Source organism: Candidatus Accumulibacter phosphatis, assembly GCF_012939955.1.
GTDB lineage: Bacteria > Pseudomonadota > Gammaproteobacteria > Burkholderiales > Rhodocyclaceae > Accumulibacter > Accumulibacter delftensis.
This window is the reverse complement of record NZ_SPMY01000037.1, coordinates 68,780-94,248: the sequence shown is the minus strand read 5'-3', so window position 1 is coordinate 94,248 and position 25,469 is coordinate 68,780. Positions and strand designations below refer to the sequence as shown.

Genomic DNA, 25,469 nt, shown 5'->3' with positions numbered 1-25,469 from the left:
AAGCTGGCGAGTGGCAGAGCTACTCTTGGCCGCAGGCCAAACCGTTTTTTTGCCAGAGAAGAGAGGATAGACCACCGATTTTCGCTAACGGTCAGGACACGCGGAGACACCCCAAATCATGAAAGTCATGACCGTCTCCCCCTCCACTTGCAGTGCGCATTCCGGCTTGCACGCCGGAATCGTTCGACGAGCAGCGAGCATGCTCCCTGAATTCCCCGTCTCACCCCCGACCCTTCTCCCGCGAGGGGAGAAGGGAGATTCGTGAGTCGCTTGCGCGACTTTCACATTCATCGTGAAACAGGGTTCCGAACCACTTACAACACTTGTTCGTGCCGGCAGCGTCGCTCGACCACGCGGCACAACAGCGCGGCGGCGGTCTCGATGGTCTGGGCGTCGATCGCGGCAAAGCCGAGGACCATCCCGGAGCGGCAGTTCGCAGCGTCGGCGTAGTACATGGACAGCGGTCGCACGATGATGCCGGCTTCGAGCATCTCGTTGGACAGTGCGACATCGTCGAGAGGCTGGGTGAAGAAGTAGGGAAGATGCAAGCCGGCCAGACCTCCGGTGGTGCTCACCAGGTCGCCGAGCCGCGATTCGATGGCGCGGCGCAGCACGTTGCGGCGTTCCTGATAGATGCTGCGCACCCGTTTCAGGTGCGCGCCGAGGTGGCCGGCGTCGATGAACTCGGCGAGTGCGGCCTGTTCGAACATGCGCCCTTCCCGGTAAAGCTCGGCGTTGCCGATGGCAAAGGCTTCGGCGAGCTGTTCGGGGACGACCAGATAGGCGAGGCGCAAGCCGGGGAACATGGCCTTGCTGAAAGTGCCGAGATAGATCACGCGCTGCGAACGCGCTTGACCGAATAGCGAGCCGATGGTGTAGGGGTGATAGCGAATTTCGTTGTCGTAGTCATCCTCGATTACCCAGGCATCGTTCGTTTCGGCCAGTTCGAGAAGCTGCATGCGGCGACTGAGGGACATCACGACCCCGGTCGGGTACTGGCTCGAGGGGGAGACGAAGATCAGGCGCGGTGCTGCTGGCGCACCCGGCGGCGGTAGCGAGAGGCCTTCGTCGTCGACCGGGATCGGCGCGATCTGCAGGCCATTGGCGCGCAGGACGTTGCTCGCGCCCCAGTAGCCGGGGTCCTCCATCCAGGCATGATCGCCGTGGTCAGAAAGCATGCGTGTGCAGAGATCGATGGCCTGGTGCGAGCCGTTGAGGATCAGGATTTGCCGTGGCGAACAGCTCATCCGGCGCGATGCGCGCAGGTAGTCGGCGAGCGCCGCCTTCAAGGGCCCGTAGCCGCCGTGGCTGTAGCGCGCGAGGTGGCGCTGTTCGAAGCGAATGTTCTTCGCCAGCAGGCGCCGCCAGGTGGCGAAGGGAAACAGACCGACGTCGGGCGCTCCCGGTAGGAAGGCGCCGCCCTGGATGCGGCTGCTGGTGGCGTGCTGCGCGATCTCGCGACCGCGCTGCGACAAACTCGTCGCCAGACTGGCCTGCGTCGAGTGATTGGTGGCCGGGTGCGTCCGGCGCGCGGAGGCGGGCAAGGCCGCGGGCAGCGCTTCCGACACCAGCGTGCCTGAGCCGCCGCGACTCTGCAGATAGCCCTCGACGAGCATTTGCTCGTAGACCCTGACCAGGGTGCTGCGGCTGACGCCGAGTTCGCTGGCCAGGCGTCGGGTTGGCGGCAGCGGGCTGCCAGCAGGTAATTCGCCGTCGAGAATCAAGCGCCGCAGGACAAGGTGCAGGGCGGCTTGCGTCCGCGATCCCCGCGGCTCGCTCTCGAATCGATCACGAATGAGCTCTATGTGCAGCGACTTGTCCATCGGTGAACGGCTGAACGGATTCGTTGATGAGGGCGGGCAGAATTGGTATCAGAACTTATCAGGCAATTGGTTCGATTGTGCACCGTTTTGGGGCGTACAGTCAATTCTTAACCTCCGCAATGCGCAGCGCACGCGAGGAGGTGTTCGCGCCGGTGGCGCCGGTTTTTGCGTTCAAGCCGCGGCTGAAGCGGTGGCCATAGTCACCGATACCGGGTATGGTCTGGCGTCTTCGGTGATTTCTGTCAAGGGACAACCCATCTTGGCGGTTTTTTCGTCCGCCTTCCGTCTTTTCGACAATCGCCCTGGTTCACTACCGAGAATTTGGCAAGATGGTAGGTTGTTTGACAGAAATCGCCTTAACTGCGCCTGCGGGCGAATTGAAGAGGAGAAGGAAATGACGGCAGCGAACGAAAAGACGAGCACCCAAACCAACGCCGAGCTGATGGCCCGACGCCAGGCAGCCTTGCCGAGAGGTGTCGGCCAGGCGCACGCGCTGTTCGCGGAACGTGCCCGGAGCGCCGAGATCTGGGACGTCGAGGGGCGTCGCTGGATCGATTTCTGCGCCGGTATCGCGGTGGTCAATACCGGACACTGCCATCCGCGGCTGATCGCTGCGGCACGCGAACAACTGGAGGCGTTCACGCACACCTGCTTCCAGGTGGTCGCCTACGAGTCCTACGTCGAGCTGTGCGAGCGGCTCAATGCCGCTGCCCCGGGCAGCACGCCGAAGAAATCCTTTCTGGTCAATACCGGCGCGGAAGCGGTTGAGAACGCGGTGAAGATCGCCCGCGCGGCTACCGGACGGAGCGGCGTCATCGCTTTCGGCGACGGCTTCCATGGTCGGACCATGTTCGGTCTGGCGCTGACCGGCAAGGTGGCTCCGTACAAGGTCAAGTTCGGGCCCTTCCCTGGCGGCATCTTCCACGTGCCGTTTCCGAATGCCCTGCACGGCGTCTCGGAAGACGACTCCATCGCCGCCATCGAACGTCTCTTCGCCTACAGCATCGAAGCCAGCGATGTCGGCGCCATCGTTATCGAACCGGTACAAGGCGAGGGCGGCTATCTGCCCGCACCGCTCGGTTTCCTGCGGCGCTTGCGGACCTTGTGCGATAAGCACGGGATCCTGCTGGTTGCCGACGAAGTGCAGTCGGGCATTGCCCGTTGCGGCAAGCTGTTTGCCAGCGAACACTACGACGTCGAGCCGGACATCATTACCCTGGCCAAGGGTCTTGGTGGTGGCCTGCCGGTTGCCGCCATCGTCGGCAAAGCCGAGATCATGGATGCGGCAGAAGTCGGCGGTCTCGGTTCCACCTACGCCGGCAGTCCGATTGCCGTCGCCGGTGCGCTGGCGGTGCTCGACATTGTCGAGGAAGAACAGCTCTGCAGTCGTTCGATGGCCCTCGGTGAGCGCATGCGTACTCGCTTCACGGCGATGAAGGCGAAGTATGCGAGCATTGCCGACGTGCGTGGCCTCGGCGCGATGACGGCGGTCGAGTTCTGTCGCAACGGTGATCCGCAGCAAGCGGCTGCAGACTTGGCCACGGCGCTCAAGAACGAAGCGGCGAAACGTGGCCTGCTGTTGCTGTTGTGCGGATCGCACGGTAATGTACTGCGCGTAATGATTCCGCTGACCATTTCCGAGGCGCTTCTGGACGAAGGCCTGGATATCATCGAGGCCTCACTGCAGGCGATTGGCGCCTGAGTTGGCGACGCTGTCGGAATGCCTGTCCGACAGTGCGGCATGCCGGCAATCCGGATTGCTCAGGAGCTGCGCATCGGCCACTTGCCGCCAGCGGTGATCCGGTTGAGTTCGCTACCCCGGAGTTCGCTGTCAATTCGACAAATTTTTGTACCGATACACCCCTAAAGCGGCAGGAGAGCCCATTTCATGATTCCTTTTTCAATTGCCGGTATCCAGATGAACATCTCGATGGAGCGTGAGAACATCACCGCGATGGGGCACAAGCTGGATGTCGTCATGGCCCGTTTTCCATGGGTGCAGATGGTCGTCTTCAGCGAGCTGGCTGCCTTCGGGCCGGCGCCTTATCACGCCCAGCCGACCGGCGGGCCGGCCGAGCAGATTTTTTGCCAGATGGCCGCCAAGCACGGCCTTTGGTTGCTGCCCGGGTCGATGTTCGAACGCATTGGCGATGACATCTACAACACCACGCCGGTGATCGATCCAAACGGAACGGTGATCGCCCGTTACCGCAAGATGTTCCCCTTTCTGCCCTACGAAATGGGTATCAAGCCCGGAACCGATTTCTGTGTGTTTGACGTCCCCAACATCGGGCGTTTCGGTGTCTCCATCTGCTACGACATGTGGTTTCCCGAAACGACCCGCACGCTGGTCTCGATGGGGGCGGAATGCATTCTCCATCCGACCATGACCGACACCATTGACCGCGATGTCGAACTACCAATCGCCCGCGCCAATGCAACCATCAATCAGTGCTATTTTTTCGATGTGAATGGTGTGGGCGACTGCGGCACCGGCCGTTCGATCATTGTTGGCCCTTCCGGCTACGTCATCCATGAGGCAGGCGGTGGCGAAGAAATCATGCCGGTGGAAATCGATATATCGCGTGTTCGTCGAGAGCGCGAGGTGGGCATTCGTGGCCTCGGGCAAACGCTGAAGAGTTTCCGTGACCGACCGATCGAGTTTCCGGTGTACCAGAAACATCTTGGCCATGCGGGGGACTATCTGAATAGCCTGGGTCCTCTGATCAAGCCGACGCGTGGAACACGTTCAGAGCCTGTTGCCCTGCCGGCCGGCGTCGTTGCCGGGCCGGACGGATTGCACGTCAAGGTGGCCGATCTGAAGACGAACATCGACGTCGCGGCCGCAGAGACGGAGAACCCAGCACCGTACTTTGCTGGTCCATGAGTCGCTTGATTAAGGTGAAAGTCGCGCCCGCGACGCACGGAACTCCCTTCGCCACCTGCGGCCGAAGGGCTGGGAGAAGAGGGGGGGCGGTCATGACCTCCATGGCCGTTAGCGGGCGAAAGCGGGTGGCCTGGTGAGTACCGGTTTGATTATTGTCGGGCTGCTCATCGGCTCCCTTCTCGGATTCGGGATTTTTGCGCTACAGCAGCGCCGCAACAAAGCAGCACCTCAGAAAAATACACTACCTCAGAGGAGACAAGAAATGACTCAAGCCCCGTTGTCAACAATCACCAGCATGTCCGACTTGCGCCTGTTTTTCCACCGCAACAAGCGCCCCATCTACTTCATCAGTGCCACCAACTTCAACCTGGCAGGCATGGACGAAAGGGTGCCACACTTCAAGCACATCAACTATATCGATTGCTACGACGGTCGCCACCCGAACGTCTTCGTTCCCAAGGAGCAGCCGCATCCGGAGTTCGAAGGCATCGAGGACATCAACAACTATCTGTTGCAGAACAAGGAAGTCATCGATTACATCAAGGGGCGCGGCGGCGATCCGGTCGCCGTGTTCCTGATGTTCGACGAGAAGACCGAGGAGTTGTGCAAGGATCTGGGCATCGAGCTGTGGTTTCCGCCGGCCTCCCTGCGCACGCGCTGCGACAACAAGATGGAAACGGTACGCATCGGCAACAAGGCCGGCGTGCCGTCGGTGCCGAACGTGCTGGCGAAGGTCGAAAGCTACCAACAGCTGATCAAGCTGACCGAGGAAAACGGCCTGGGTAGCGACCTGGTGATTCAGTCGGCTTTTGGCGACTCGGGTCACACCACTTTCTTTATTTCGAACGAAGAAGAGTGGAAAAAGTACGCCGACGAGATCGTCAAGGATCCCGAGGTCAAGGTAATGAAGCGGATCAACTGCCGCGGCGGCACGCTCGAAGCTTGCGTCACCCGTTGCGGCACCGTGGTCGGACCGCTGTTGACCGAAATCGTCGGCGCCAAGGAGTTGACGCCGTACAAGGGTGGCTGGTGCGGCAACGAGGTCTTTCCGGGCGCCTTTCCCGAAAAGGCACGAATCACCGCGCGCGACTACGCCTATACCTTCGGCAACCAGCTGCTCGAGGAAGGTTATCGCGGCTACTTCGATCTCGATTTTCTGGTTGATCAGGACAGCGAGGAGGTTTATCTGGGAGAACTCAATCCGCGCGTCTGCGGTGCCAGCCCGATGACCAACCACGCCGCTTTCTCCTATGCCGACGCGCCGCTGTTCTTCTTCCACCTGCTCGAGTTCAGCGGTGCGGACTTCAAGCTCGACGTGGCGGCGATGAACGAACGCTGGAAGAATCCGAAGTACATCGACAGCTGGAGCCAACTGGTGATGAAGTACACGGACAAGGAGGTGGATGTCGTCGAGCAGGCGCCACAATCCGGGATCTACCGCATGGACGATGCCGGCAAGGTCAGCTATCACCGCTTCGATTATCACCGCCTGGCGGTCGAAGGTGAGCATGAGGCGTTCTGGCTGCGCATCACCGGCCCCGGTGACTACCGCTATGAAGGAGCCGATCTGGGGATTCTGATCACCCGCGGCCGTTCGATGACCGAGGAGTTCAAGCTCAACCCGCGGGCGGAGAACTGGATCAGCGGCATTCAGAGCTTCTACAAGGGCCGGCCGCTGGATACCGGCATTCAGGAACCGGCGCCGTCGGCCGGCGCGTTCAAGATCCTCTGAGCATCGGCCGAGCTGGATGGCGCTCATTCAGACCCAGTCGCTGCTTTTCCGGGCCATCGAGGAGGCACGACCGGGCGCCATCTGGCAAGCGCTGTTTGCGGAGTTCTGGCCGTCGTATCGCCGCTGGTACCTGCAAGCCGGCAATACGGCGCGCCCCTACTACCTTCCTTGCGTTCGGGCGCTGAAAAAGCACATGCCGGAGCTGCTGCCGACCTACGAAAGGCTGGCCGAGCTTGCTGGTGGCGGCGATCTGGAGGCCCGCTTCCTGTCGCTGTTTTGTCCGCCGCCGTATGTCACCGCGTGTTCGCAGGTCGCCTGGCCCGGTGCGCAGCCGCTACTGCTGCGCAACTACGACTATCCGGCGCAGTTGTGCGAAGGCGTGATCCTGAAGACCGCCTGGAACGGGCGCCAGGTGATCGGCGTCAGCGACTGCGTATGGGGTTTGCTCGACGGCATCAACGACGACGGCCTGGCGGTATCCCTGTCGTTTGGCGGCCGCCTGGACGTCGGGGAAGGATTCGGCGTGCCGCTGGTCCTGCGCTACGTCCTGGAAACCTGCAGCCGAACGGCTGCGGCGACTGCCGCTTTGGCGCGGGTGCCGGTGCACATGAGCTACAACGTGACCGTGCTTGATCGGCACGGCGACTTTGCGACGGTCTATATGGCGCCGGGCAAGAACGGCGATATCCAGCGCATTGCGGCGGCGACCAACCACCAGCAGAAGGTCGAGTGGCAGCAACATGCGCGTGCCACGTCGACGGTCGAGCGCCTGCGTTTGCTGCGGCTGATGCTGGACGACAGCGCGATCACCAGCGAGGCGCTGATCGCCGCTTTCCTGCAAGCGCCGATCTACTCGAACGCTTTTGCCCGTGGTCTTGGCACGCTCTACTCGGCCGCCTACTGGCCGGGCGAAGGGCGTGCCGATTTTCTCTGGCCAGGCCATAGCTGGTCACAGTCGTTTGCCGATTTCACGGTTGGCGCGCGGCTCATCGAGTTTGGCAGTTCCCCCACCACCGCCTAACGATACGCCAGGCATTGACCGGCGTGAGGAGACAAGCAATGAAGACAGAAAGCAAGAGCAAGAAGTCGCTGGGTGAATATTACAGCGCGCTGCAACTGCGCACCGACCGCTGGAGTGCCTTGAAAATCGCCTGCGAGCAACTCGTCCAGAGCAACTCGGATCGTCGGCGCAACGAAGCCGAGCGAAAAGTGGTCGAGTTGATCGACGCCTTGCGTCCGATCGAACTCTACTGGGCTTTCCCGGGGCACGACACTTTCGGCCGGCTCGGCGAACTGGTCACACTGGGTCGCTTTGACGTGCTGGCCATTACCGTGCGCAACATCTGTCACGCGCTGCTGAGCAACAGCTATCGACGCAATCCGCATCACCACGACGTCGAGGAGTTGACCGAGGGCAGCCCGGACGACGAGTCCACCGAAAATGCGACCAAGGATGTGCTCTACTTCGAGGTCTTGTTCGTAGACAAGTTTTCGGCGATGCAGGAAGAGAATCTGCGTCGCACCCTGCGTTCGCTGCGCCGCCCCGAAGACCCCTTCCTCTATGAACCGGTGTTCGTACCCAGCCTCACCGATGCCCTGATCGGCGTGATGTTCAACCACAACGTGCAGGCGGTGGTTATTCGCAACGACCTGAAGCGCGAGTCGGAACAGACGCTGGAACTCCTGCATCGCTACCTTTCGCGCCTCGAAGAGGCGGTTCTGGAAGAGGTGGAACCAAAGGAGTACGGTCCCGAACTGTGCCGGATGATTGCCAAGCTTCGTCCCGAACTCGACGTCTACCTGTTCACCGATCAGTCGGTCGAAGAGATAGCCGGTACCAAGCTCGGCAACTGCCGGCGGGTCTTCTACAATCAGGAAGACCATCTGGACCTGCACCTGAACATCCTGCGCGGCGTTTCGGAGCGCTTCGAGGCGCCCTTCTTCAACGCCCTGACGCAGTACGCGCGCATCCCCACCGGCGTCTTTCACGCCATGCCGATCAGTCGCGGCAAGTCGATTACCGCCTCGCACTGGATCAAGGACATGGGCGACTTCTACGGGATGAACATCTTCCTGGCAGAAACCTCGGCCACCTCGGGCGGCCTCGACAGCCTGCTCGAGCCGCACGGTCCGATCAAGAAAGCGCAGGAGATGGCCGCCCGCGCCTTCGGCTCGAAACAGACTTTTTTCGCCACCAACGGCACCTCGACCTGCAACAAGATCGTCGTGCAGGCGATCGTCCGCCCGGGCGACATCGTGCTGGTCGATCGCGACTGCCACAAGTCACACCACTACGGCATGGTCCTGGCCGGCGCGCAGGTCGTTTATCTCGACAGCTACCCGCTCAACGCTTACTCGATGTACGGCGCCGTGCCGATCAAGGAAATCAAGCACCGGCTGTTGGAATTGCGGGCGGCAGGCAAACTCGACCGGGTGCGCATGTTGCTGCTGACCAACTGCACGTTCGATGGCGTGGTCTACAACGTCGAGCGGGTGATGGAGGAATGCCTGGCGATCAAGCCCGATCTGGTCTTCCTGTGGGACGAGGCGTGGTTTGCCTTTGCCCGTTTTGGTCCCGCCTACCGCCGGCGCACGGCGATGTACTGCGCCGGCCTGCTGCGCGAGCGTTACCGTTCGCCCGAGTACCGTGCGGCCTACGCCGAGTACCAGGAAAAAAATTGCCGGTGCCGATGACGAAACGCTGCTCAAAACTCGGCTGATGCCAGACCCGGAGCAGGTGCGGGTGCGTGCCTACGCCTGTCAATCGACGCACAAGACGCTGACCGCGCTGCGTCAGGGGTCGATGATCCACGTGCACGATCAGGACTTCAAGGACGAAGTCGAGCAGGCCTTCCACGAGGCCTACATGACGCACACCTCCACTTCGCCGAACTATCAAATCATTGCTTCGCTGGATATCGGCCGGCGGCAGGTCGAGCTCGAGGGCTTCGAGTTCATCCAGCGCCAGGTCGAGCAGGCGATGTCGCTGCGCAAGGTGATCAATACCCACCCGCTGATCAGCAAGTATTTTCACGTCCTCACCGTTGCCGAAATGATTCCGGACGAGTATCGCAAGTCGGGGATCAAGAGCTACTGGGATCCGGAGCATGGCTGGAGCGACATCATGGCCGCCTGGAGCGAGGACGAATTCGTCCTCGATGCGACGCGGATCACGCTGTCGGTGGCGGGTTCGGGCTGGGACGGAGACACCTTCAAGAACGAAATCCTGATGAACAAGCACGGTATCCAGATCAACAAGACCTCGCGCAACACGGTGCTGTTCATGACCAACATCGGCACCACGCGCTCGTCGGTGGCCTATCTGATCGAGGTCCTGGTCAAGATCGCGCGCGATCTGGATGACCGCCTCGACGACGCCAGCAGCGTCGAGCGCAAGATCTTCACGCGCCAGGTCAAGGCCTTGCGCGAGGATCTGCCGCCGCTGCCCGATTTCAGCTGCTTTCACGATTCGTTCCGCCTGAGTTCGGGCGCAGGCACGCCGGAGGGCGACATCCGCTCGGCGTTCTTCCTCGCTTACGACGAGAGCAAGTGCGAATACGTGCCGATCGCCGGTCGGGCCATCGAGAAGGAACTCGCCGCCGGACGGCAGCTGGTGTCGACCACTTTTGTCATCCCGTACCCGCCAGGTTTTCCGATTCTGGTTCCGGGACAGGTGATCAGTCAGGAAATCATTACCTTCATGCGCGCTCTGGACGTCAAGGAGATTCACGGCTACCGGCCCGAACTTGGCCTGCGCGTGTTTACCGAGCACGCGCTGGCGGTGCTCGAGGTATCACCGTCGTCGATTCAGGAATTGCCGACCTGAGAGCGGCCGGCGGCGCGGCTCGCCGCTCTTCGGGTCGCGCCGACTCGTTCACTTACCGAGAGAAGAGGAGCGCTAGAGATGCAGAGCGAAACGATCATTTATCGATCGGCCGACGGGATCGCAGAAATCCGTTTGAACCGACCCGAGCGGCTCAACGCGGTCACGCAGCAACTCTACGACGAAGTCAACGCCGCGCTTGGCGTCGCCGAAGCCGACCGCGACGTACGGGTGGTGCTGTTGACCGGCGAGGGCCGGGCCTTCTGCGTTGGCGCTGACCTCAAGGCCCATAAGGCGGGCCGAACGGCCTTCGAGCGACGCCAGTATCTGCTGGGCGAGCAGCGAGTCTGCAAGCGGCTGCTGTTGTTGTCGAAGCCGGTCGTTGCCGCGGTCAATGGTTTTGCGCTCGGCGCCGGTGCCGAAATGGCGATCGCTTCGGACTTCATTGTGATGGCCGAGAGCGCGCAGATCGGCCTGCCCGAGGTGAGTATCGGCACGTTTCTCGGCGGTGGCGTCACTTATCTGCTGCCGCGCCTGGTCGGGCTGGCCAAGGCGCGCGAACTGGTCTTTCTCGGCGAACGAATCAAGGGCGAAGAGGCGGTACGCATCGGCCTGGCCAATCGCGTCCTGCCCGATGCCGGCTTTCTCGACGCGGCGCGTGAATTCGCAGCGCGGATCGCCGGCAAGGCGCCCTTGTCGATGCAACTGGCCAAGGAACAGCTGAACATGGCTGCGGAACGTACGCTCGACGCCGCACTGACCGCCGAGCTCGAGGGAATGACTTTCGTCGGCAGCACGCAGGACTGGCGGGAGGGCATCGACGCCTTCGCCGAAAAGCGCCTGCCGGTCTTCAAGGGCTGCTGAGATGACGACTACCGAACCGGCAAGCACGCGCAGCCCGCTGCACGATTTTCTCGCCCCCGACTCGATCGCCATCATCGGCGCCTCGACCGATCCCACCAAGCGTGGCTACAAGGCCATGGTCGGGCTGATCAAGGACGGCTACGCGGGCAAAATCTACCCCATCAATCCGCGGGTGGATCGGGTTCTTGGCGTCAAGGCCTACCCGTCTCTGGCAGACATTCCGGGCACCGCCGATCTGGCGCTGATTTGCACGCCGGCTTCCTCGGTTCCGGCTTTGCTGGTCGAATGCGGCAAGAAGGGGGTCAAGGGGGCGGTGATCCTGGCCAGCGGCTTTCGCGAGACGGGCCGCCCGGAAGGTATACAGCTGGAGCAGGAAATGCTGGCTGCCGCACGCCAGAGCGGCGTACGGGTCATTGGCCCGAACACCTCGGGGATGTTCAACCTGCACAAGAAGCTGAACCTGCTGGCGCTGAGCAATGTCAAGGCCGGCGGTATCGGCCTCATCTCGCAATCGGGCAACATGCTGTTGTCGCTGGTGCTGGAAGCCGAGCGCAACGGTCACGTTGGCTTCAGCACCTACGCCGGGCCGGGTAACCAGGCCGATATTGGCTTCAATGATTATCTGCGCTACCTTGGCGAAGATTCGCAGACGCTTGTCGCGACGCTATACGTCGAAGGCTTTCGTGACGGGCGTCGCTTCCTTGACGCGGCGCGCGAAATCACGGCGCTGAAACCGGTGGTGGTGTATAAGTCTGGATCAACAGCGGCGGGTCGGAAGGCGGCCAGTTCGCACACCGGCGCCCTGGCCGGCAGCTATGCGATGACGGTCGACGTCCTGCGTCAGGTCGGCGTCAGCGTGGTGCAGCATTCGGACGAAATTCTGCCGGTCGCCGAAGGTCTGGGGCTGTTGCAGAAGGCGGGTGGCAAGCGCGTGGTGGTCGTCGCCGACGGTGGCGGTCAGGCGACCATCGCCTGCGATCGCCTCGCCGAAGCCGGACTTGAGCTGGCCGAGCTGAGCGCGGCAACGCAAAGACGCCTCGGCGAAATCCTTTTCCCGCAGGCCTCGCTGGTCAATCCTGTGGACGTCGCCGGCAGTAGCGACGCCAACCCGGCACTGCTCGCCGATTGCCTGGAAATCGTCGCCGAGGACGACAATGTCGACAGCATTTTCCTGGTCGGCATGTTCGGTGGCTATTACACGCGTTTTGCTGAAGACCTGCTCGGCAGCGAAATGCGTGGCGCCGAAGCGATGATCGAACTGGCGCGCAACTGCGCTAAACCGCTGATCGTCTATAGCCTCTACGCGCCGGTCAATCCGCCGGCCTTGCGCCGACTGCACGAAGCCGGTGTGCCGGTCTACAGTTCGATTGAACACGCCGTGCGCGTCCTGGCAGCCCTGGGCGAACGCGGCATTTATCTGGCGGCGAGCAGCGGCCAGAAAAGCCTGCCGACGGTGCTGCCCAGCCGCCAAGGGCAGCTCGCTTTTGCCACTGCTCGGAGCGAGGGCCGCGACCTCTTCGAATTCGAAGCCAAGAACCTGCTGCGCGCGCACGGCCTTGCCGTACCGGAAGAGCTGCTGGCCAGTTCGCCTGACGATCTGGCCAGTTTTGCGGCGCGCTTCGGCGATCAGCCGCTGGCCATGAAGGTGGTTTCCAAGGATATCCTGCACAAGTCGGATGCCGGTGGCGTCAAGCTCAATGTGCGCGGCGAAGCCGGCATGCGCAGCGCTTTCGACGAGATCATGGCCGCCAGCCGGGCCTACGATCCGCAGGCGGTGATCAAGGGCGTGCTGCTGACGCCGATGGCGCGCAAGGGGGTCGAGGTCATCATTGGTGTCATTCGCGATCCCATTTTCGGGCCGGTATTGATGTTCGGGCTGGGCGGCATTTTCGTCGAGATCCTCGAGGATGTTGCTTTCCGTGCCATTCCGCTGTCGCCGCATGACGCGTCGTCAATGCTCGAACAGATCAAGTCGCGCAAGATTCTTGCCGGCGCGCGCGGCGAAGCGGCCGTCGACAAGGCGGCGCTGGTCGACTTGCTGCTGAAAGTGTCGAGCATCGTCGAGGCTTATCCGGAACTGGTCGAACTGGACCTCAACCCGGTCATCGCCCTGAGCGATGGTTATGCGATCGTTGATGCGCGGATAATCGTCAGCCGCGAAGCAGTCGCGCCAAAGGAGATGTCGTCATGAGCATCCCGCAAGTCACCGATGCCCTGCTCGAAGTCGACGGCCGTGTGGCGCTTCTCACCCTCAATCGCGACGACGTCCGCAACGCCCTTACCGGAACGCAGCTGATCGATGACATCGTCAGCGTTGCTGACTGGGTCAACCGCTGCGACGAGGTGTCGGTGCTGGTGATTACCGGTGCTGGCGCCGCTTTCTCGGCCGGTGGCAACGTCAAGGACATGGCCAAACGCAGCGGTGATTTCGCGGGCGATGTGGCCGAAGTCGCGCAGCGCTATCGGCGTGGCATCCAGCGCATCCCGTTGGCACTGAGCGAGGTCGAGATTCCGATCATTGCGGCGGTGAACGGTGCGGCGATCGGCGCTGGCTTCGATCTGGCCAACATGGCCGATATCCGCCTGGCGTCGCGGCGGGCCAAGTTCGGCGAGACTTTTCTCAATCTGGGCATTATTCCCGGCGACGGCGGTGCCTGGTTCATGCAGCGGCTGATTGGCTACCAGCAAGCTTTCGAGCTGACGCTGACCGGACGCCTGGTCGGCGCCGAGGAGGCCAAGGCGCTGGGGATCGTGCTTGACGTCGTCGAGCCGGAGCGCTTGGTGCCTGCGGCGCTCGATCTCGCTGCGCGCATCGCGGCGCAACCGCCGAAGGCGCTGCGCCTTAGCAAACGATTGATGAAAATGGCGCAACGCATGGAGTTAAAAGACTTTCTCGATATTTGCGCTGCTTTTCAGGGGATGTGCCATAACGAAGTGGAGCATCTGGATGCGGTGCACAGGATGCTCAAGGAATGACTGCGGCGCTGAATTGGTAGCAAATATTTGCCTGGAATTGGTCCGGGCGTGAGCGCGTTTTGTGTGTAGAGTCGTAGCGCGTTGCTTTTCGTCGCTTGCACGAGGCGCCATGTTTCGGTAGATTGATGTCAGCCAGCGTGCCGACTGGAACGGGCATGACTGACGGATGACTGCTCAAAAAGTGGCGCTGAGTTGATGCGGTGGTGGCGAAGTTTTTCTCACTTTCCCATAATCACACTGCCACCCTGCCTGGTCGCGGGATGCCTCGTTCCCGTCGCTTAAACATATTGAAGGAGACAACTTTGAACAAACTTACCGCTCTTGCCGCAGCCCTTGCCATTGCCGCCAGCGTCGCCAGCCCAACGGCGTTCGCCCAACAGAAGTTCGTCACCATCGGTACGGGTGGCGTGACCGGCGTGTACTACGCGGCGGGCGGCGCGATCTGCCGCCTGATGAACAAGGAAAGGGCGACGCACGGCATTCGCTGCTCGGTCGAAAGTACCGGCGGCTCGGTCTATAACGTCAATACCATCAAGGCCGGTGAGCTTGACTTTGGCGTTGCTCAGTCCGACGTGGCGTACAACGCGCTGAAGGGAGAAAACCAGTTCAAGGGGGCAGCCTTTGGCGACTTGCGTTCGGTCTTCTCGATTCATCCCGAACCGCTGGTCGTGCTCGCCCGCGAGGACGCCAAGGTCGTATCGCTGCTCGACTTCAAGGGCAAGCGCTTCAACATCGGCAATCCGGGTTCCGGACAGCGCGCGACCATGGATATCCTGCTGCCCGCGTTGGGCATGAAAACCAGCGACTTCTCTCTGGTGTCCGAGATGAAGGCCGATGAACACGGCGCAGCGCTGTGCGACAACAAGATCGACGGCTTCGCCTACGTCGTCGGCAACCCGTCGGCGAATATCCAGGACCCGACCACCACCTGCCACGCACAACTGATCAATATCATCGGACCGGCAGTCGACAAACTGGTCAAGACCTATCCCTACTACGCGGCGGTGAGCATCCCGGGTGGAATGTACGCGCACAACCCGAACCCGACGAACACCTTCGGCGTGGTTGCGGCCTTTGTCTCGTCGTCGAAGGTTTCCAATGACGTGGTCTATGCGATGGTAAAAGCGGTCTTCGACAACCTGGACGACTTCAAGAAGCTGCATCCGGCTTTCGCGCACCTCGATCCGAAGGAAATGATCAAGAATGGCCTGGCCGCACCCCTGCACGACGGCGCTGTGAAGTACTACAAGGAGAAGGGCTGGATGTAACGCGGTCGGAAGCATGCGGGAGCGGCGCGCAGTCGAGTAGTTATTGTCAGCCGTTCCCGGTAGCCCCGCCGACGGCCCCGACGGGGCCGTCTTACTTTGAAGTCTGCGGAGATTGAGCACATGGCTGAAAAAGAAACCGAGGCCGTCCTGACGGACGAGCAACTCAAACAACTGGTTGCCGAAGCAGACACCGGTGGTCGCAAGCCGACTGGCGCGGTCGCCAAACTGATCATGTTTACGGCCCTGGCCTGGTCGCTGTTCCAACTCTGGATCGCTTCGCCGCTGCCGTATTCGCTGGGCATCCTGGTGCTCAATGACACCGAGTCGCGTTCGGTCCATCTGGCTTTTGCCATCTTTCTCGCTTATCTCGCCTACCCTGCCTTCAAGAGCTCACCGCGGGCCTATGTGCCGCCTGTGGACTGGGTGCTGGCCCTGGTCGGCGTTTTCTGCGCCTCGTATCTCTTCGTCTTCTACTCCGAGTTGTCCACGCGACCCGGTCAGCCGACGACGCTCGACCTGGTCGCCTCGGTCGCCGGCATAATCCTGCTGCTCGAAGCGGCACGGCGCGCGCTGGGCCTGCCGATGGTGATTCTGGCGGCGATCTTCATTGGCTACATTTTTCTCGGTCCGCACATGCCGGACCTTATCGCCCACAAGGGAGCGTCTCTCGGCAAGGGCATGTCGCACCTGTGGTTGAGCACCGAAGGCGTCTTTGGCGTTGCGCTGGGTGTTTCATCGGGCTTCATCTTCCTCTTCGTGTTGTTCGGCGCCCTTCTGGAAACCGCCGGTGCCGGCAACTATTTCATCAAGTCGGCCATCTCGCTGCTCGGTCACCTGCGTGGTGGTCCGGCCAAGGCGGCAGTCGTTGCTTCGGCATGCACCGGGCTGATTTCCGGGTCGTCGATCGCCAATGTCGTGACCACCGGAACTTTCACCATTCCGCTCATGAAGCGGGTCGGCTATCGTCCTGACAAGGCCGCCGCCGTCGAGGTCGCGGCTTCGGTCGACGGTCAGATCATGCCGCCGGTGATGGGCGCTGCGGCTTTCCTGATGGTCGAGTACGTCGGCATTCCCTACACGCAGGTGCTCAAGCACGCCATCCTGCCGGCGCTGATCTCCTACATCGCGCTGTTCTACATCGTGCACCTGGAAGCGATGAAGGCCGACATCCGTGGCATTCCGCACGTGCACGAGGACAGCTTGAGCCAGCGCATGATTTCCTTCCTGATGACCGTTTCCGGAATGGTCATCCTTGCCGGCATCGTTTACTACGGCTTTGGCTGGCTCAAGGACGTCTTCGGTGATGCCTCGATCTATATTGTCGGCGTGGTGATGATGGCGGCCTACATCGGCCTGCTGAAGTTCGGTACCCGTTATCCAGAATTGCACATGGACGACCCGGATGCGCCTATCGAGCACTTGCCGGACCCCGGCCCGACGCTGAAATCGGGTCTGCACTTCCTGCTGCCGGTGGTGGTGCTGATCTGGAACCTGATGGTCGAGGAACTTTCGCCGGCCTTGTCCGCCTTCTGGGCGACGGTGTTCCTGATGTTCATCCTGATCACGCAAAGGCCGATCATTGCGCACTTCCGCAAGCATGGCGATCCCGGCGTGGCCATTCGTCAGGGCTTTCAGGATCTGCTCGACGGCCTGGTTACCGGCGCGCGCAACATGATCGGCATCGGTATCGCCACGGCGGCCGCCGGCATCATCGTCGGTACCGTGACGCTGACCGGCATCGGACTGGTGATGAGCGAGCTGGTCGAGCTGATCTCGGGCGGCAACCTGATGATCATGCTCTGCCTGGTCGCGGTGATCTGCCTGATCCTCGGCATGGGTCTGCCAACGACCGCCAACTATATCGTCGTATCCACGCTGATGGCGCCGGTGGTCGTCGAACTCGGTGCGCAGAGCGGTCTGCTGGTGCCGCTGATCGCCGTGCACATGTTCGTCTTCTATTTCGGACTGATGGCCGACGTGACACCGCCCGTGGGCCTGGCGTCGTATGCCGCGGCCGGGATAGCGCGCTGCGACCCGATCAAGGTCGGTGTCACGGCCTTCGGCTACAGCATTCGAACGGCGATCCTGCCCTTCATGTTCATCTTCAATACGCAGTTGTTGCTGATCGGCATCGATAGCATCGGACACCTCTTCCTGACGGTGTCTACGGCGATCATCGCCAATCTCCTTTTCGCCGCCGCGACGCAGGGCTGGTTCATGACTCGCAACCGCTGGTGGGAAGCCGTGCTCCTGCTGCTGGTGACCTTCACCTTGTTCCGCCCGGGTTTCTGGATGGACATCATCTATCCGCCTTACGACAAGTTGCCGCCGACCAAGATCATGGAGGTCGTCGAACAAGCCCCCGCCGATGACCGCCTGCGCGTCTGGATCGAGGGCGAGGACATCAATGGCAAGAAGATCTCCAAGGGCGTCCTGTTGCCGCTCGGTGCGCAGGCACCGGCGCTGCAGCGTCTCAACAGCGCCGGCCTGAGCCTGATGGCCTCGGGTGATCAGGTCGATATCCTGGGGGTCAAGTTTGGCAGCCGTGCGGCGAAACTCGGTATCGAGCAGGGTTTCACCATCACCGCACTCGAAGTGGCGACGGTACGGCCGGCCAAGGAATGGTTCTACATTCCCGCTCTGCTGCTGATGGGTCTGGTCATCGTCATCCAGCGGCGGCGCGCTGCGGTGATTGCCGCTGCCGAGCTGAAGCCGGCCAGTTAGCGACCGACCGCTGCTTGCCCATGGCCAGCGCTTTTCTGGGGGAGAGGGGGCGCGGAGGAGCGGAGGGATGGGTACCGGAAGTGGCGGTCACGCTGGCGTGGCGAGTGTCTGCTCGGGCGGCGGGCGGTGAACTGGCTGCACGGAACGATCGCGGCTATTGCTGGCGTGCTCGCGCTGTTTATCGCTGTGCATCATCCCTTGTGGCCGAACATGCTCGGCGTCGTTTTCGTCGCCTGGGGGCTCGCCGTCGCCTGGCGTCCGTCGATCTTCCTGTTCGTGCTCCCGGCACTGTTGCCGGTCGCCAGTTTCTCTGCGTGGACGGGCTGGATTGGCATCGAGGAATTCGACCTGCTGGTGCTGGCAGCGGTGAGCGGCTGTCACGCCCATCTGCTGGTGGTCAAGGCTGCCCGGACATCTCATGACGGTCCCGGCGACGGATCCGAGCACGCCTGCTTTCGCCTGGCCCGACTTGGGCTGGGCGCGCTAGCCGTCTCCTACGCAGTGGCCCTGCTGCGCGGTCTGGGCGACGCCGGTCCCTCCCTGGCAGGATGGTTCCAAGGCTACGAAGAGCCCTTGAACAGCTTGCGCGTCGGCAAGAGCTTGTTTTTCGCCTTGCTCCTCTTGCCGTCACTGCACCGCCTGCAGGCGCGTTCACCCGCCTTGGCGGCGTCCCGTCTTGCCGCGGGCGTCGCGACCGGACTGGGCCTGGTGACTGTGGCGATTATCTACGAACGCAGCGCTTATCCGGGGCTCTTCGACTTTTCGACTGCCTATCGCAGCACCGCCTTGTTCTGGGAAATGCACGTCGGTGGCGCGGCGCTTGACGGCTATCTTGCGCTGGCGGTTCCGTTTGCCGTCTATGCCGTGTTGCGTGCGCCAGATCGCTTGCGCTGGGGTGTCGCCGCGCTGTTGGCGGTGGGCGTTGGCTATGCTTGCCTGACCAGCTTCTCGCGTGGCGTCTATCTCGGTGTCGGGCTTTCCCTGCTGCTGCTGGCCTGGCGGCTGTCGGTGCCGTGGCCGTCGCGGGCACGGCCAACATTGTTGCTGACCAGCGAGCCGACGCTTCCACCGTTGCCGCCGCCGGAGCCCTGGCGTGTCTGGGGAGGGCGTTTGCTGCTGGCGGTACTGATCTTTGAAGCGCTCGCGGTCTTCGGCCTCGGTGATTTCATGAGCCGGCGGCTGTCGGCCAGCGAGCGCGATCTGGGCAGTCGCCTGCAGCACTGGTCGGCCGGCTTGGGCCTGCTGCGTTCGCCATCAGAGCTCCTGCTCGGCAGGGGCCTGGGTCGTTTCCCCGCCAACTATTCACGAGCGGTAGCCGAGCGCGCCATTCCGGGTCGCCTGCGGGTCATTGATGAGCGCGAAGCTGGCGCCTACTTGCAGCTTTCCGCTCCGCCGCACAGCGCCCATCGGGACAGCGCCTTCGAACTGCTGCAACGCGTGCTGCCGCTGCACGACGGGAGCTATACGCTGATGATGGACCTGCGCGCGCCGCAGCAAGCCAGGCTACGTGTCGCTGTTTGCCAGCGGCATTTGCTCTACGACGCTGCGTGCAGTTCGAGCGTCGTCAGCGTGCCAGGCGGGGATCCCCAATGGCACCATTTCTCGCTGCAATTCACGGCTTCCCTGCCGGACTCCGCTGGGGCATGGCCGCCGGCTTTCGGCTTTCTCAGCTTGCGCCTCCTGGCTGGGTCGGGCGACGCCATCGACATCGACAAGCTGCACCTCTTTGACGCCACGGGTCGGCAGTTGCTGCACAATGGCGACTTTTCCGACGGGCTGGCGCGTTGGTTCTTTGCCGGTCGCCACTACTTCGTGCCTTGGCACATCGACAACCTGTTCCTCGAAATGCTGATTGACCAGGGGGTCATCGGCCTGCTGCTGCTGCTCGCCCTGCTCGCCCTGGCCTGGGTCAATCTGCTTCGCGGTCCGGGGCGCAGGCATGACTTTGCCCCCTATTTGCTGGCCGCATTGACTGCCTTCATGGGGATCGGCGTTTTTTCCAGCCTCCTGGACATGCCGCGGGCTGCCTTCCTGTTCTTCTTGCTGCTATGCTCTGCCCTGTTCCTGAACGGGCACGCCGTTGTTGCCGACCCTCGTGCAGCACCGCCTGCCCCCGTTCAGGAGCCCTGACAGACGCCGCAGCTTGTCGATTACTTGGCTGTGTTTGCGCGACAATAATGGATAACAATTAAACATATCAGACGGTTGCTGCGCTTTGTGAAAGTGCAGGTTTGATATTCGCAGGGAGTTGCAGGGTATGTTTCGCAGGGTATTGCCTCCCGCTTGTGGATTCCGTCACGGTCTTGCCGGCGACCCGCTGATAACCTTTGTTTCGTGAGATTCGCCGAGCTTGCCGCCTCTCAGAGCGGTGCTCGGCAGGTCAGTTATCAACGAGAATTTGTCGGATTCGTGCTTGCAAGGGGGCTATCGTGATCAAGGTCTTCAATCATTGGTTTTATCGGGCGACCATTGCCCGGGTGGCGATCGATCTGATGTTCCCGGTGATCTGCGTGATCCTGGTTGCCATTTGGGTCGGTCGTGGCGGCGAGATCGCCCTTGAGAAGGTCGCTTTCTATGCCCTGATTTTTGCGTTGATGAGCATAGCCTTCAACGCCTGGCTGGGTATCTATCAGCGGGTTCATAGCCGAACTCGGGCAGAGACGCGGGCGCGTGCGGTGCTGTCCTTGTACCTGGCGATTCCATTGGCCTATGTGGTGTTTTCCCTGCTGTCGGTGGCCGAGGTCGATCGCGGCTTCATGCTCTTGTCTGGCCTGGCGGCACTTTTCGCGACCCTGCTGCACCGCGTCCATTCGGCGCACAGCCGGACCGGCATGCTGCTCAGCCACCGGGTGCTGGTTTTTGGCGCTGGCGACGAGGCGGAAAATGTCGGCCGCGTGTTGCGCAAGTCGGATCCGGATATCGAAATCGTTGGTTTCTATCCCAGTCCGACCGACGTCGACATCGTTGTCCCGGCGCAGGTTCTCCTGTCGCGTGACATGTCGCTGTCGGATACCGCTCATGCGCTGAAGGTGGACGAGATCATTGTTGCCGTGCGCGAGCGTCGTGGTGGGGCGCTTCCCCTGCGCGAACTCCTTGACTGCAAGCTGTCCGGCGTCAAGGTCCTCGACTTGGCGAGCTACTTCGAACGTGCTCTCGGGCAGATCAGGATCGATTCGTTGCGCGTCAGCTGGCTGATCTTCGGCGACGGGTTTCGGCAGAGCTGGCGGCGTAGCAGCGTCAAGCGCCTGTTCGACATCATCGCCGCGGCGGTCCTTTTGCTGCTCGCCGCACCGGTGATGCTGCTGACCATGTTGCTGATTGTTCTCGAAGATGGGTTTTCAGTCTTTTACCGGCAGGAGCGGGTAGGTCTCGACGGCCGCTTGTTCAATGTCATCAAGTTTCGCAGTATGCGCAAGGACGCGGAAAGCGATGGCCAACCCCGCTGGGCGACTGCCAACGATGATCGTGTGACCCGTGTCGGCAGGTTCATCCGCAAGGTCCGCATTGACGAGTTGCCGCAACTGTACAGTGTGCTGACCGGCGACATGAGCCTGGTCGGCCCACGCCCCGAGCGCCCGTATTTCGTCGATCAGCTGACGCGCGATATCCCCTTCTACGCCGTACGCCACAGTGTCAAGCCCGGGGTGACCGGTTGGGCGCAGGTCAGTTATCACTACGGTTCGACGGTCGACGATTCAATTCAGAAGCTGCAGTACGATTTGTTCTACGTCAAGAATCACAGCCTGTTCCTCGATATCGTGATTCTCTTTCAGACGGTCGGCGTGGTGTTGACCGGCAAGGGTGCTCAGTGAGCTTTCTGGCGATGATCATGGCCGAGGGCGGAGGGGTGCGAATTGGGGAGCTTTGTCGATCATGATGGACAATGATATGGCGATTATTTCTAGCTGGAGTTACGGGCTGACCGGACTGCTGGCGGCCTTTCTGGCGCTCTATCTGGCGTCTGGCTGGAAGGTCGGAGGTCGTAGTCGCGCGATGTTCCTGGCGGTCAGTCTGTGTGCCCTGTGGGGACTGCTGGGGATGGCTTTTGCGCTGACCCAAAACGTGCTTTTCCTCGCCGCCAGTATGGTCGCCGATTCCTTGCGCTTCGGCGGCTGGTATCTGTTTCTGATCCTGCTGATGAAACCGGAGTCGGCTGACGGTGCGCCGGCGAGCGCGCGCTTTGGCTGGTTGGGGGGCATCGCCTTGCTGCTCCTTGCCTTTGGTTTCGGCTCGCAGTTACTGGTGGCCACGGGAATTGACCTGGCGCTACCGGCACAGCGTCTTTCCCTGTTTTCATCGCTGGCGATGAGCGTCTTCGGTCTGGTGCTGCTGGAGCAGTTGTTCCGCAACGTCTCGCCCGATTTTCGCTGGAGTATCAAACCGCTATGTCTGGGGCTCGGCGGTACCTTCCTGTTCGATCTGTACCTCTACTCCGATGCGCTGCTGTTCAACCGGATCGACTCCGACGCTTTCAGCATCCGCGGTTTCGCGCATGCGGTAAGCTTGCCGCTGGTCGCTTTGTCAGCGATCCGCAGCCACGACTGGAAGCGCCGCCTGGTGATGTCGCAGCGCGCAGCCATGCAGTCAGCAACGCTGGTTATTGTCGGTATCTATCTGTTGTTCATGGCTTCCGCCGGCTACTACGTGCGTTTGTTCGGCGGCGAATGGGGGCGGGCTCTGCAGTTGGCGCTGCTCTTTGCGGCCCTGCTGGTTCTCGTTGCCTTGACCTTTTCGGGCTCCATGCGGGCGAGTTTGCGGGTCCAGGTGGGCAAGCACTTCTTTAGCTACCGCTATGACTACCGTGAGGAATGGTTGCGTTTCACGCAGACGCTTTCCTCGCAGGATGGCTTCTCGGGGATGGGACGGCATGCCGTGCGCGGTCTGGCCGACATGGTCGAGAGTCCCGGCGGTGCGCTGTGGTTGAAGGAGCCGTCGGGCCGCTTTTTCGCTCAAGCCGCGTGCTGGAACATGCCGCTGTCGGCGGCCACCGAGGATGATGGCAGTCCCTTGTGCCGTTTTTTGCTCGACAGTGGTTGGGTGATCAACCTCGAGGAATATCGCTCTCTGCCGCGGCGTTATGATGGCCTCGTCCTGCCACCGTGGCTGGTCGAAGTGCCGAACGCATGGCTGGTGGTGCCCCTGACCACCGGCAACGAGCTGATTGCCTTTGTCGTGCTGGCCACCGCGCGGGCCCGGATCGACGTCAACTGGGAGGTCAACGACCTGCTGAAAACCGCTGCTCGGCAGGCGGGTGCCTTTCTTGGCCAGATGCAGGCCAGCGAAGCGCTGCTCGAAGTGCGCAAGTTCGACTCCTTCAACCGCATGTCGGCTTTTGTCGTCCATGACCTGAAGAACATCGTCGCGCAGTTGTCGTTGATGATCAAGAACGCTGAACGCCACCGCGACAACCCCGAGTTCCAGAAAGACATGCTGATGACCGTCGAAAACTCGGTTGAGCGCATGCGCCAGTTGATGTTGCAACTACGCGAGGGCGCAACTCCACTTGACGGTCCACGCGGCATCGATCTGGCTGACGTGGTGCGCCGCATCCAGACTGCCAAGACTGGCCTGGGACGTGAGGTGGAATTGAACATCGAGGAGAAACTGGTGGCTCGCGGCCACGAAGACCGCATCGAGCGCGTCATTGGTCATCTTGTGCAGAACGCGCTGGAGGCCACAGAACACGGTGGGCGGGTGTGGATCCGCTTGGCTCGGCAGGAGAGCAATGCCCTGGTCGAGGTCGGCGATAGCGGCCACGGAATGAGTCCGGAGTTCGTTCGCGAGCGCTTGTTCAAGCCTTTTCAGACTACCAAGCCAACGGGAATGGGGATTGGTGCTTACGAGAGTTTCCAGTACGTGCATGAATTGGGCGGCAAGCTGTCGGTCGATAGCGCTGTCGATGTCGGTACAAAGGTGGCCCTGTTGTTGCCATTGTTTGATGCGGGCTCGACAAAGAACTCCGCTGATTTACCGGAGGAGTCCGAATGAGTTCCGAAAAGCTACCTAATCTGCTCATCGTCGAAGACGATCGAGCGCTACAGAAACAGATGCGCTGGGCTTTCGACCAGTACGAGACCCTGACCGCTGACGACCGCGAGAGTGCGCTGGCACAGATCCGCCGTTTCCAGCCACCGGTGGTGACCATGGACCTCGGCTTGCCGCCCGACGCCGATTCCGTCTCCGAGGGATTCAAACTGCTCGAAGAAATCCTGACCCTGGCGCCGGACACCAAGGTTATCGTTCTGACCGGTCAAAATGATCGCAGCAATGCTCTGCGGGCGATCGCCCTCGGCGCGTACGACTTCTTCGCCAAGCCTTTCGAGATCGAGATGCTCGGTTTGACGGTCGATCGCGCTTACCGCCTGCATGAACTACAACGGGAAAACAAACGACTGCAGTCGATGCAGCAGCCCGATGTGCTGTCCGGCCTGCTCACTCGCGACCCGGCGCTGCTGCGTGTTTGCCGCACCATTGAACGGGTGTCGGTCAGCGATGCGACGGTCTTGCTACTCGGCGAAAGCGGTACCGGCAAGGAGATCCTGGCGCGTGCGGTACATGAGTCCTCGGCGCGGCGCGCTGAGCGCTTCGTGGCCATCAATTGCGCGGCGATTCCGGAGAACTTGCTGGAAAGCGAGCTCTTTGGTTATGAGAAGGGTGCTTTTACCGGCGCGGCGCGAATGACGCCGGGCAAGATCGAGACGGCCAACAACGGCACCCTGATGCTCGACGAGATTGGCGACCTGCCGCATTCGCTGCAGGCCAAGCTGCTGCGTTTCCTGCAGGAGCGTGTGGTCGAGAGGATCGGCGGGCGCCAGGAGATTCCGGTCAATGTGCGCATCGTCTGCGCGACGCACCAGAATCTCAAGTCCCTGATCACCGGAGGGGGGTTTCGGGAGGATTTGTACTATCGCCTTGCTGAAATCGTGGTAAATATTCCTCCCCTGCGCGATCGTTCCGGTGACCCCGCCTTACTGGCGCATGCCTTTGTCAGGCGCTTTGCCGAGGAGCAGAATCGTGGCGCGATGACCATGCGCGAAGATGCTGTGCGGGCAATCGAAGCACACCTCTGGCCGGGCAACGTGCGCGAACTCGAAAATTGCATCAAGCGCGCGGTGATCATGGCCGAAGGCAATCAAATCACCGCCGACGATATCGGCTTGTCCGGTGTAGAGTCGCCGGATGCGGTGCCGCTGGACCTGCGTCAGGCACGCGACGACGCCGAAAGGCGGGTCATCATCGCCGCCATGGCGCGGGCCGACGGCAACGTGGTCAAAGCCGCGGAACTGCTCGGCGTCAGCCGCCCGACACTTTACGACTTGATGCATCGATTTGGACTCAAGTAGCCTTGTTGTCAATTTTAACTACTCCATGG

The 25,469-nt window shown here is 61.6% G+C and carries 14 protein-coding genes and 1 pseudogene; 14 read left to right on the top strand and 1 reads right to left on the bottom strand.

Features of this window, described 5'->3' with window-relative positions:
• Window positions 1–314: 314 nt before the first annotated feature.
• Window positions 315–1,823, bottom strand: a complete 1,509-nt coding sequence (locus E4Q23_RS13570; RefSeq protein WP_169067122.1) for a PLP-dependent aminotransferase family protein — start codon at window positions 1,821–1,823, stop codon at window positions 315–317.
• A 394-nt stretch (window positions 1,824–2,217) separates the two neighbouring features.
• Between E4Q23_RS13570 and gabT the strand changes: the two genes are divergently transcribed.
• The 14 genes and pseudogenes from gabT to prsR all read left to right on the top strand — a co-directional run bounded on the left by gabT (window position 2,218) and on the right by prsR (window position 25,440).
• The gene (gabT, locus tag E4Q23_RS13565) at window positions 2,218–3,525 is read left to right on the top strand and encodes a 4-aminobutyrate--2-oxoglutarate transaminase (protein WP_248595441.1); all 1,308 of its coding nucleotides are present in this window, start codon (window positions 2,218–2,220) and stop codon (window positions 3,523–3,525) included.
• A gap of 186 nt (window positions 3,526–3,711) precedes the next feature.
• Complete coding sequence (locus E4Q23_RS13560; RefSeq protein WP_169067121.1) at window positions 3,712–4,710, top strand: carbon-nitrogen hydrolase family protein; 999 nt, start codon at window positions 3,712–3,714, stop codon at window positions 4,708–4,710.
• A 262-nt stretch (window positions 4,711–4,972) separates the two neighbouring features.
• Window positions 4,973–6,442 (top strand): biotin carboxylase, encoded by a 1,470-nt coding sequence (locus E4Q23_RS13555; RefSeq protein WP_169067120.1) that lies wholly within the window; start codon window positions 4,973–4,975, stop codon window positions 6,440–6,442.
• Window positions 6,443–6,458: 16 nt separating this feature from the next.
• Window positions 6,459–7,463 (top strand): C45 family autoproteolytic acyltransferase/hydolase, encoded by a 1,005-nt coding sequence (locus E4Q23_RS13550; RefSeq protein ID WP_169067119.1) that lies wholly within the window; start codon window positions 6,459–6,461, stop codon window positions 7,461–7,463.
• 38 nt (window positions 7,464–7,501) lie between these two features.
• Window positions 7,502–10,268, top strand: a pseudogene (locus E4Q23_RS25235) (aminotransferase class I/II-fold pyridoxal phosphate-dependent enzyme).
• 78 nt (window positions 10,269–10,346) lie between these two features.
• Window positions 10,347–11,129: an enoyl-CoA hydratase/isomerase family protein gene (locus tag E4Q23_RS13540; protein ID WP_169067118.1), complete on the top strand. Its 783-nt coding sequence runs from the start codon at window positions 10,347–10,349 to the stop codon at window positions 11,127–11,129.
• Between the two features lies 1 nt (window position 11,130).
• Window positions 11,131–13,320 (top strand): acetate--CoA ligase family protein, encoded by a 2,190-nt coding sequence (locus E4Q23_RS13535; RefSeq protein WP_169067117.1) that lies wholly within the window; start codon window positions 11,131–11,133, stop codon window positions 13,318–13,320.
• The gene (locus E4Q23_RS13530) at window positions 13,317–14,105 is read left to right on the top strand and encodes an enoyl-CoA hydratase-related protein (RefSeq protein WP_169067116.1); all 789 of its coding nucleotides are present in this window, start codon (window positions 13,317–13,319) and stop codon (window positions 14,103–14,105) included. The genes E4Q23_RS13535 and E4Q23_RS13530 overlap by 4 nt, the downstream gene beginning before the upstream one ends.
• 302 nt (window positions 14,106–14,407) lie before the next feature.
• A complete protein-coding gene (locus E4Q23_RS13525) occupies window positions 14,408–15,373 on the top strand; it encodes a TAXI family TRAP transporter solute-binding subunit (protein WP_169067115.1) in 966 nt (321 codons plus the stop codon).
• A gap of 120 nt (window positions 15,374–15,493) precedes the next feature.
• Entirely contained in the window at window positions 15,494–18,097 is a 2,604-nt protein-coding gene (locus tag E4Q23_RS13520; protein ID WP_169067114.1) for a TRAP transporter permease, read from the top strand.
• A gap of 126 nt (window positions 18,098–18,223) precedes the next feature.
• Window positions 18,224–20,227, top strand: coding sequence for a hypothetical protein (locus tag E4Q23_RS13515; protein ID WP_169067113.1), 2,004 nt, complete (start codon window positions 18,224–18,226; stop codon window positions 20,225–20,227).
• 299 nt (window positions 20,228–20,526) lie between these two features.
• Window positions 20,527–21,909: a TIGR03013 family XrtA/PEP-CTERM system glycosyltransferase gene (locus E4Q23_RS13510; protein WP_169067112.1), complete on the top strand. Its 1,383-nt coding sequence runs from the start codon at window positions 20,527–20,529 to the stop codon at window positions 21,907–21,909.
• Window positions 21,910–21,970: 61 nt separating this feature from the next.
• Entirely contained in the window at window positions 21,971–24,085 is a 2,115-nt protein-coding gene (prsK, locus tag E4Q23_RS13505; protein ID WP_169067111.1) for an XrtA/PEP-CTERM system histidine kinase PrsK, read from the top strand.
• Complete coding sequence (gene prsR, locus E4Q23_RS13500; protein ID WP_169067110.1) at window positions 24,082–25,440, top strand: PEP-CTERM-box response regulator transcription factor; 1,359 nt, start codon at window positions 24,082–24,084, stop codon at window positions 25,438–25,440. The genes prsK and prsR overlap by 4 nt, the downstream gene beginning before the upstream one ends.
• Window positions 25,441–25,469 lie beyond the last annotated feature (29 nt).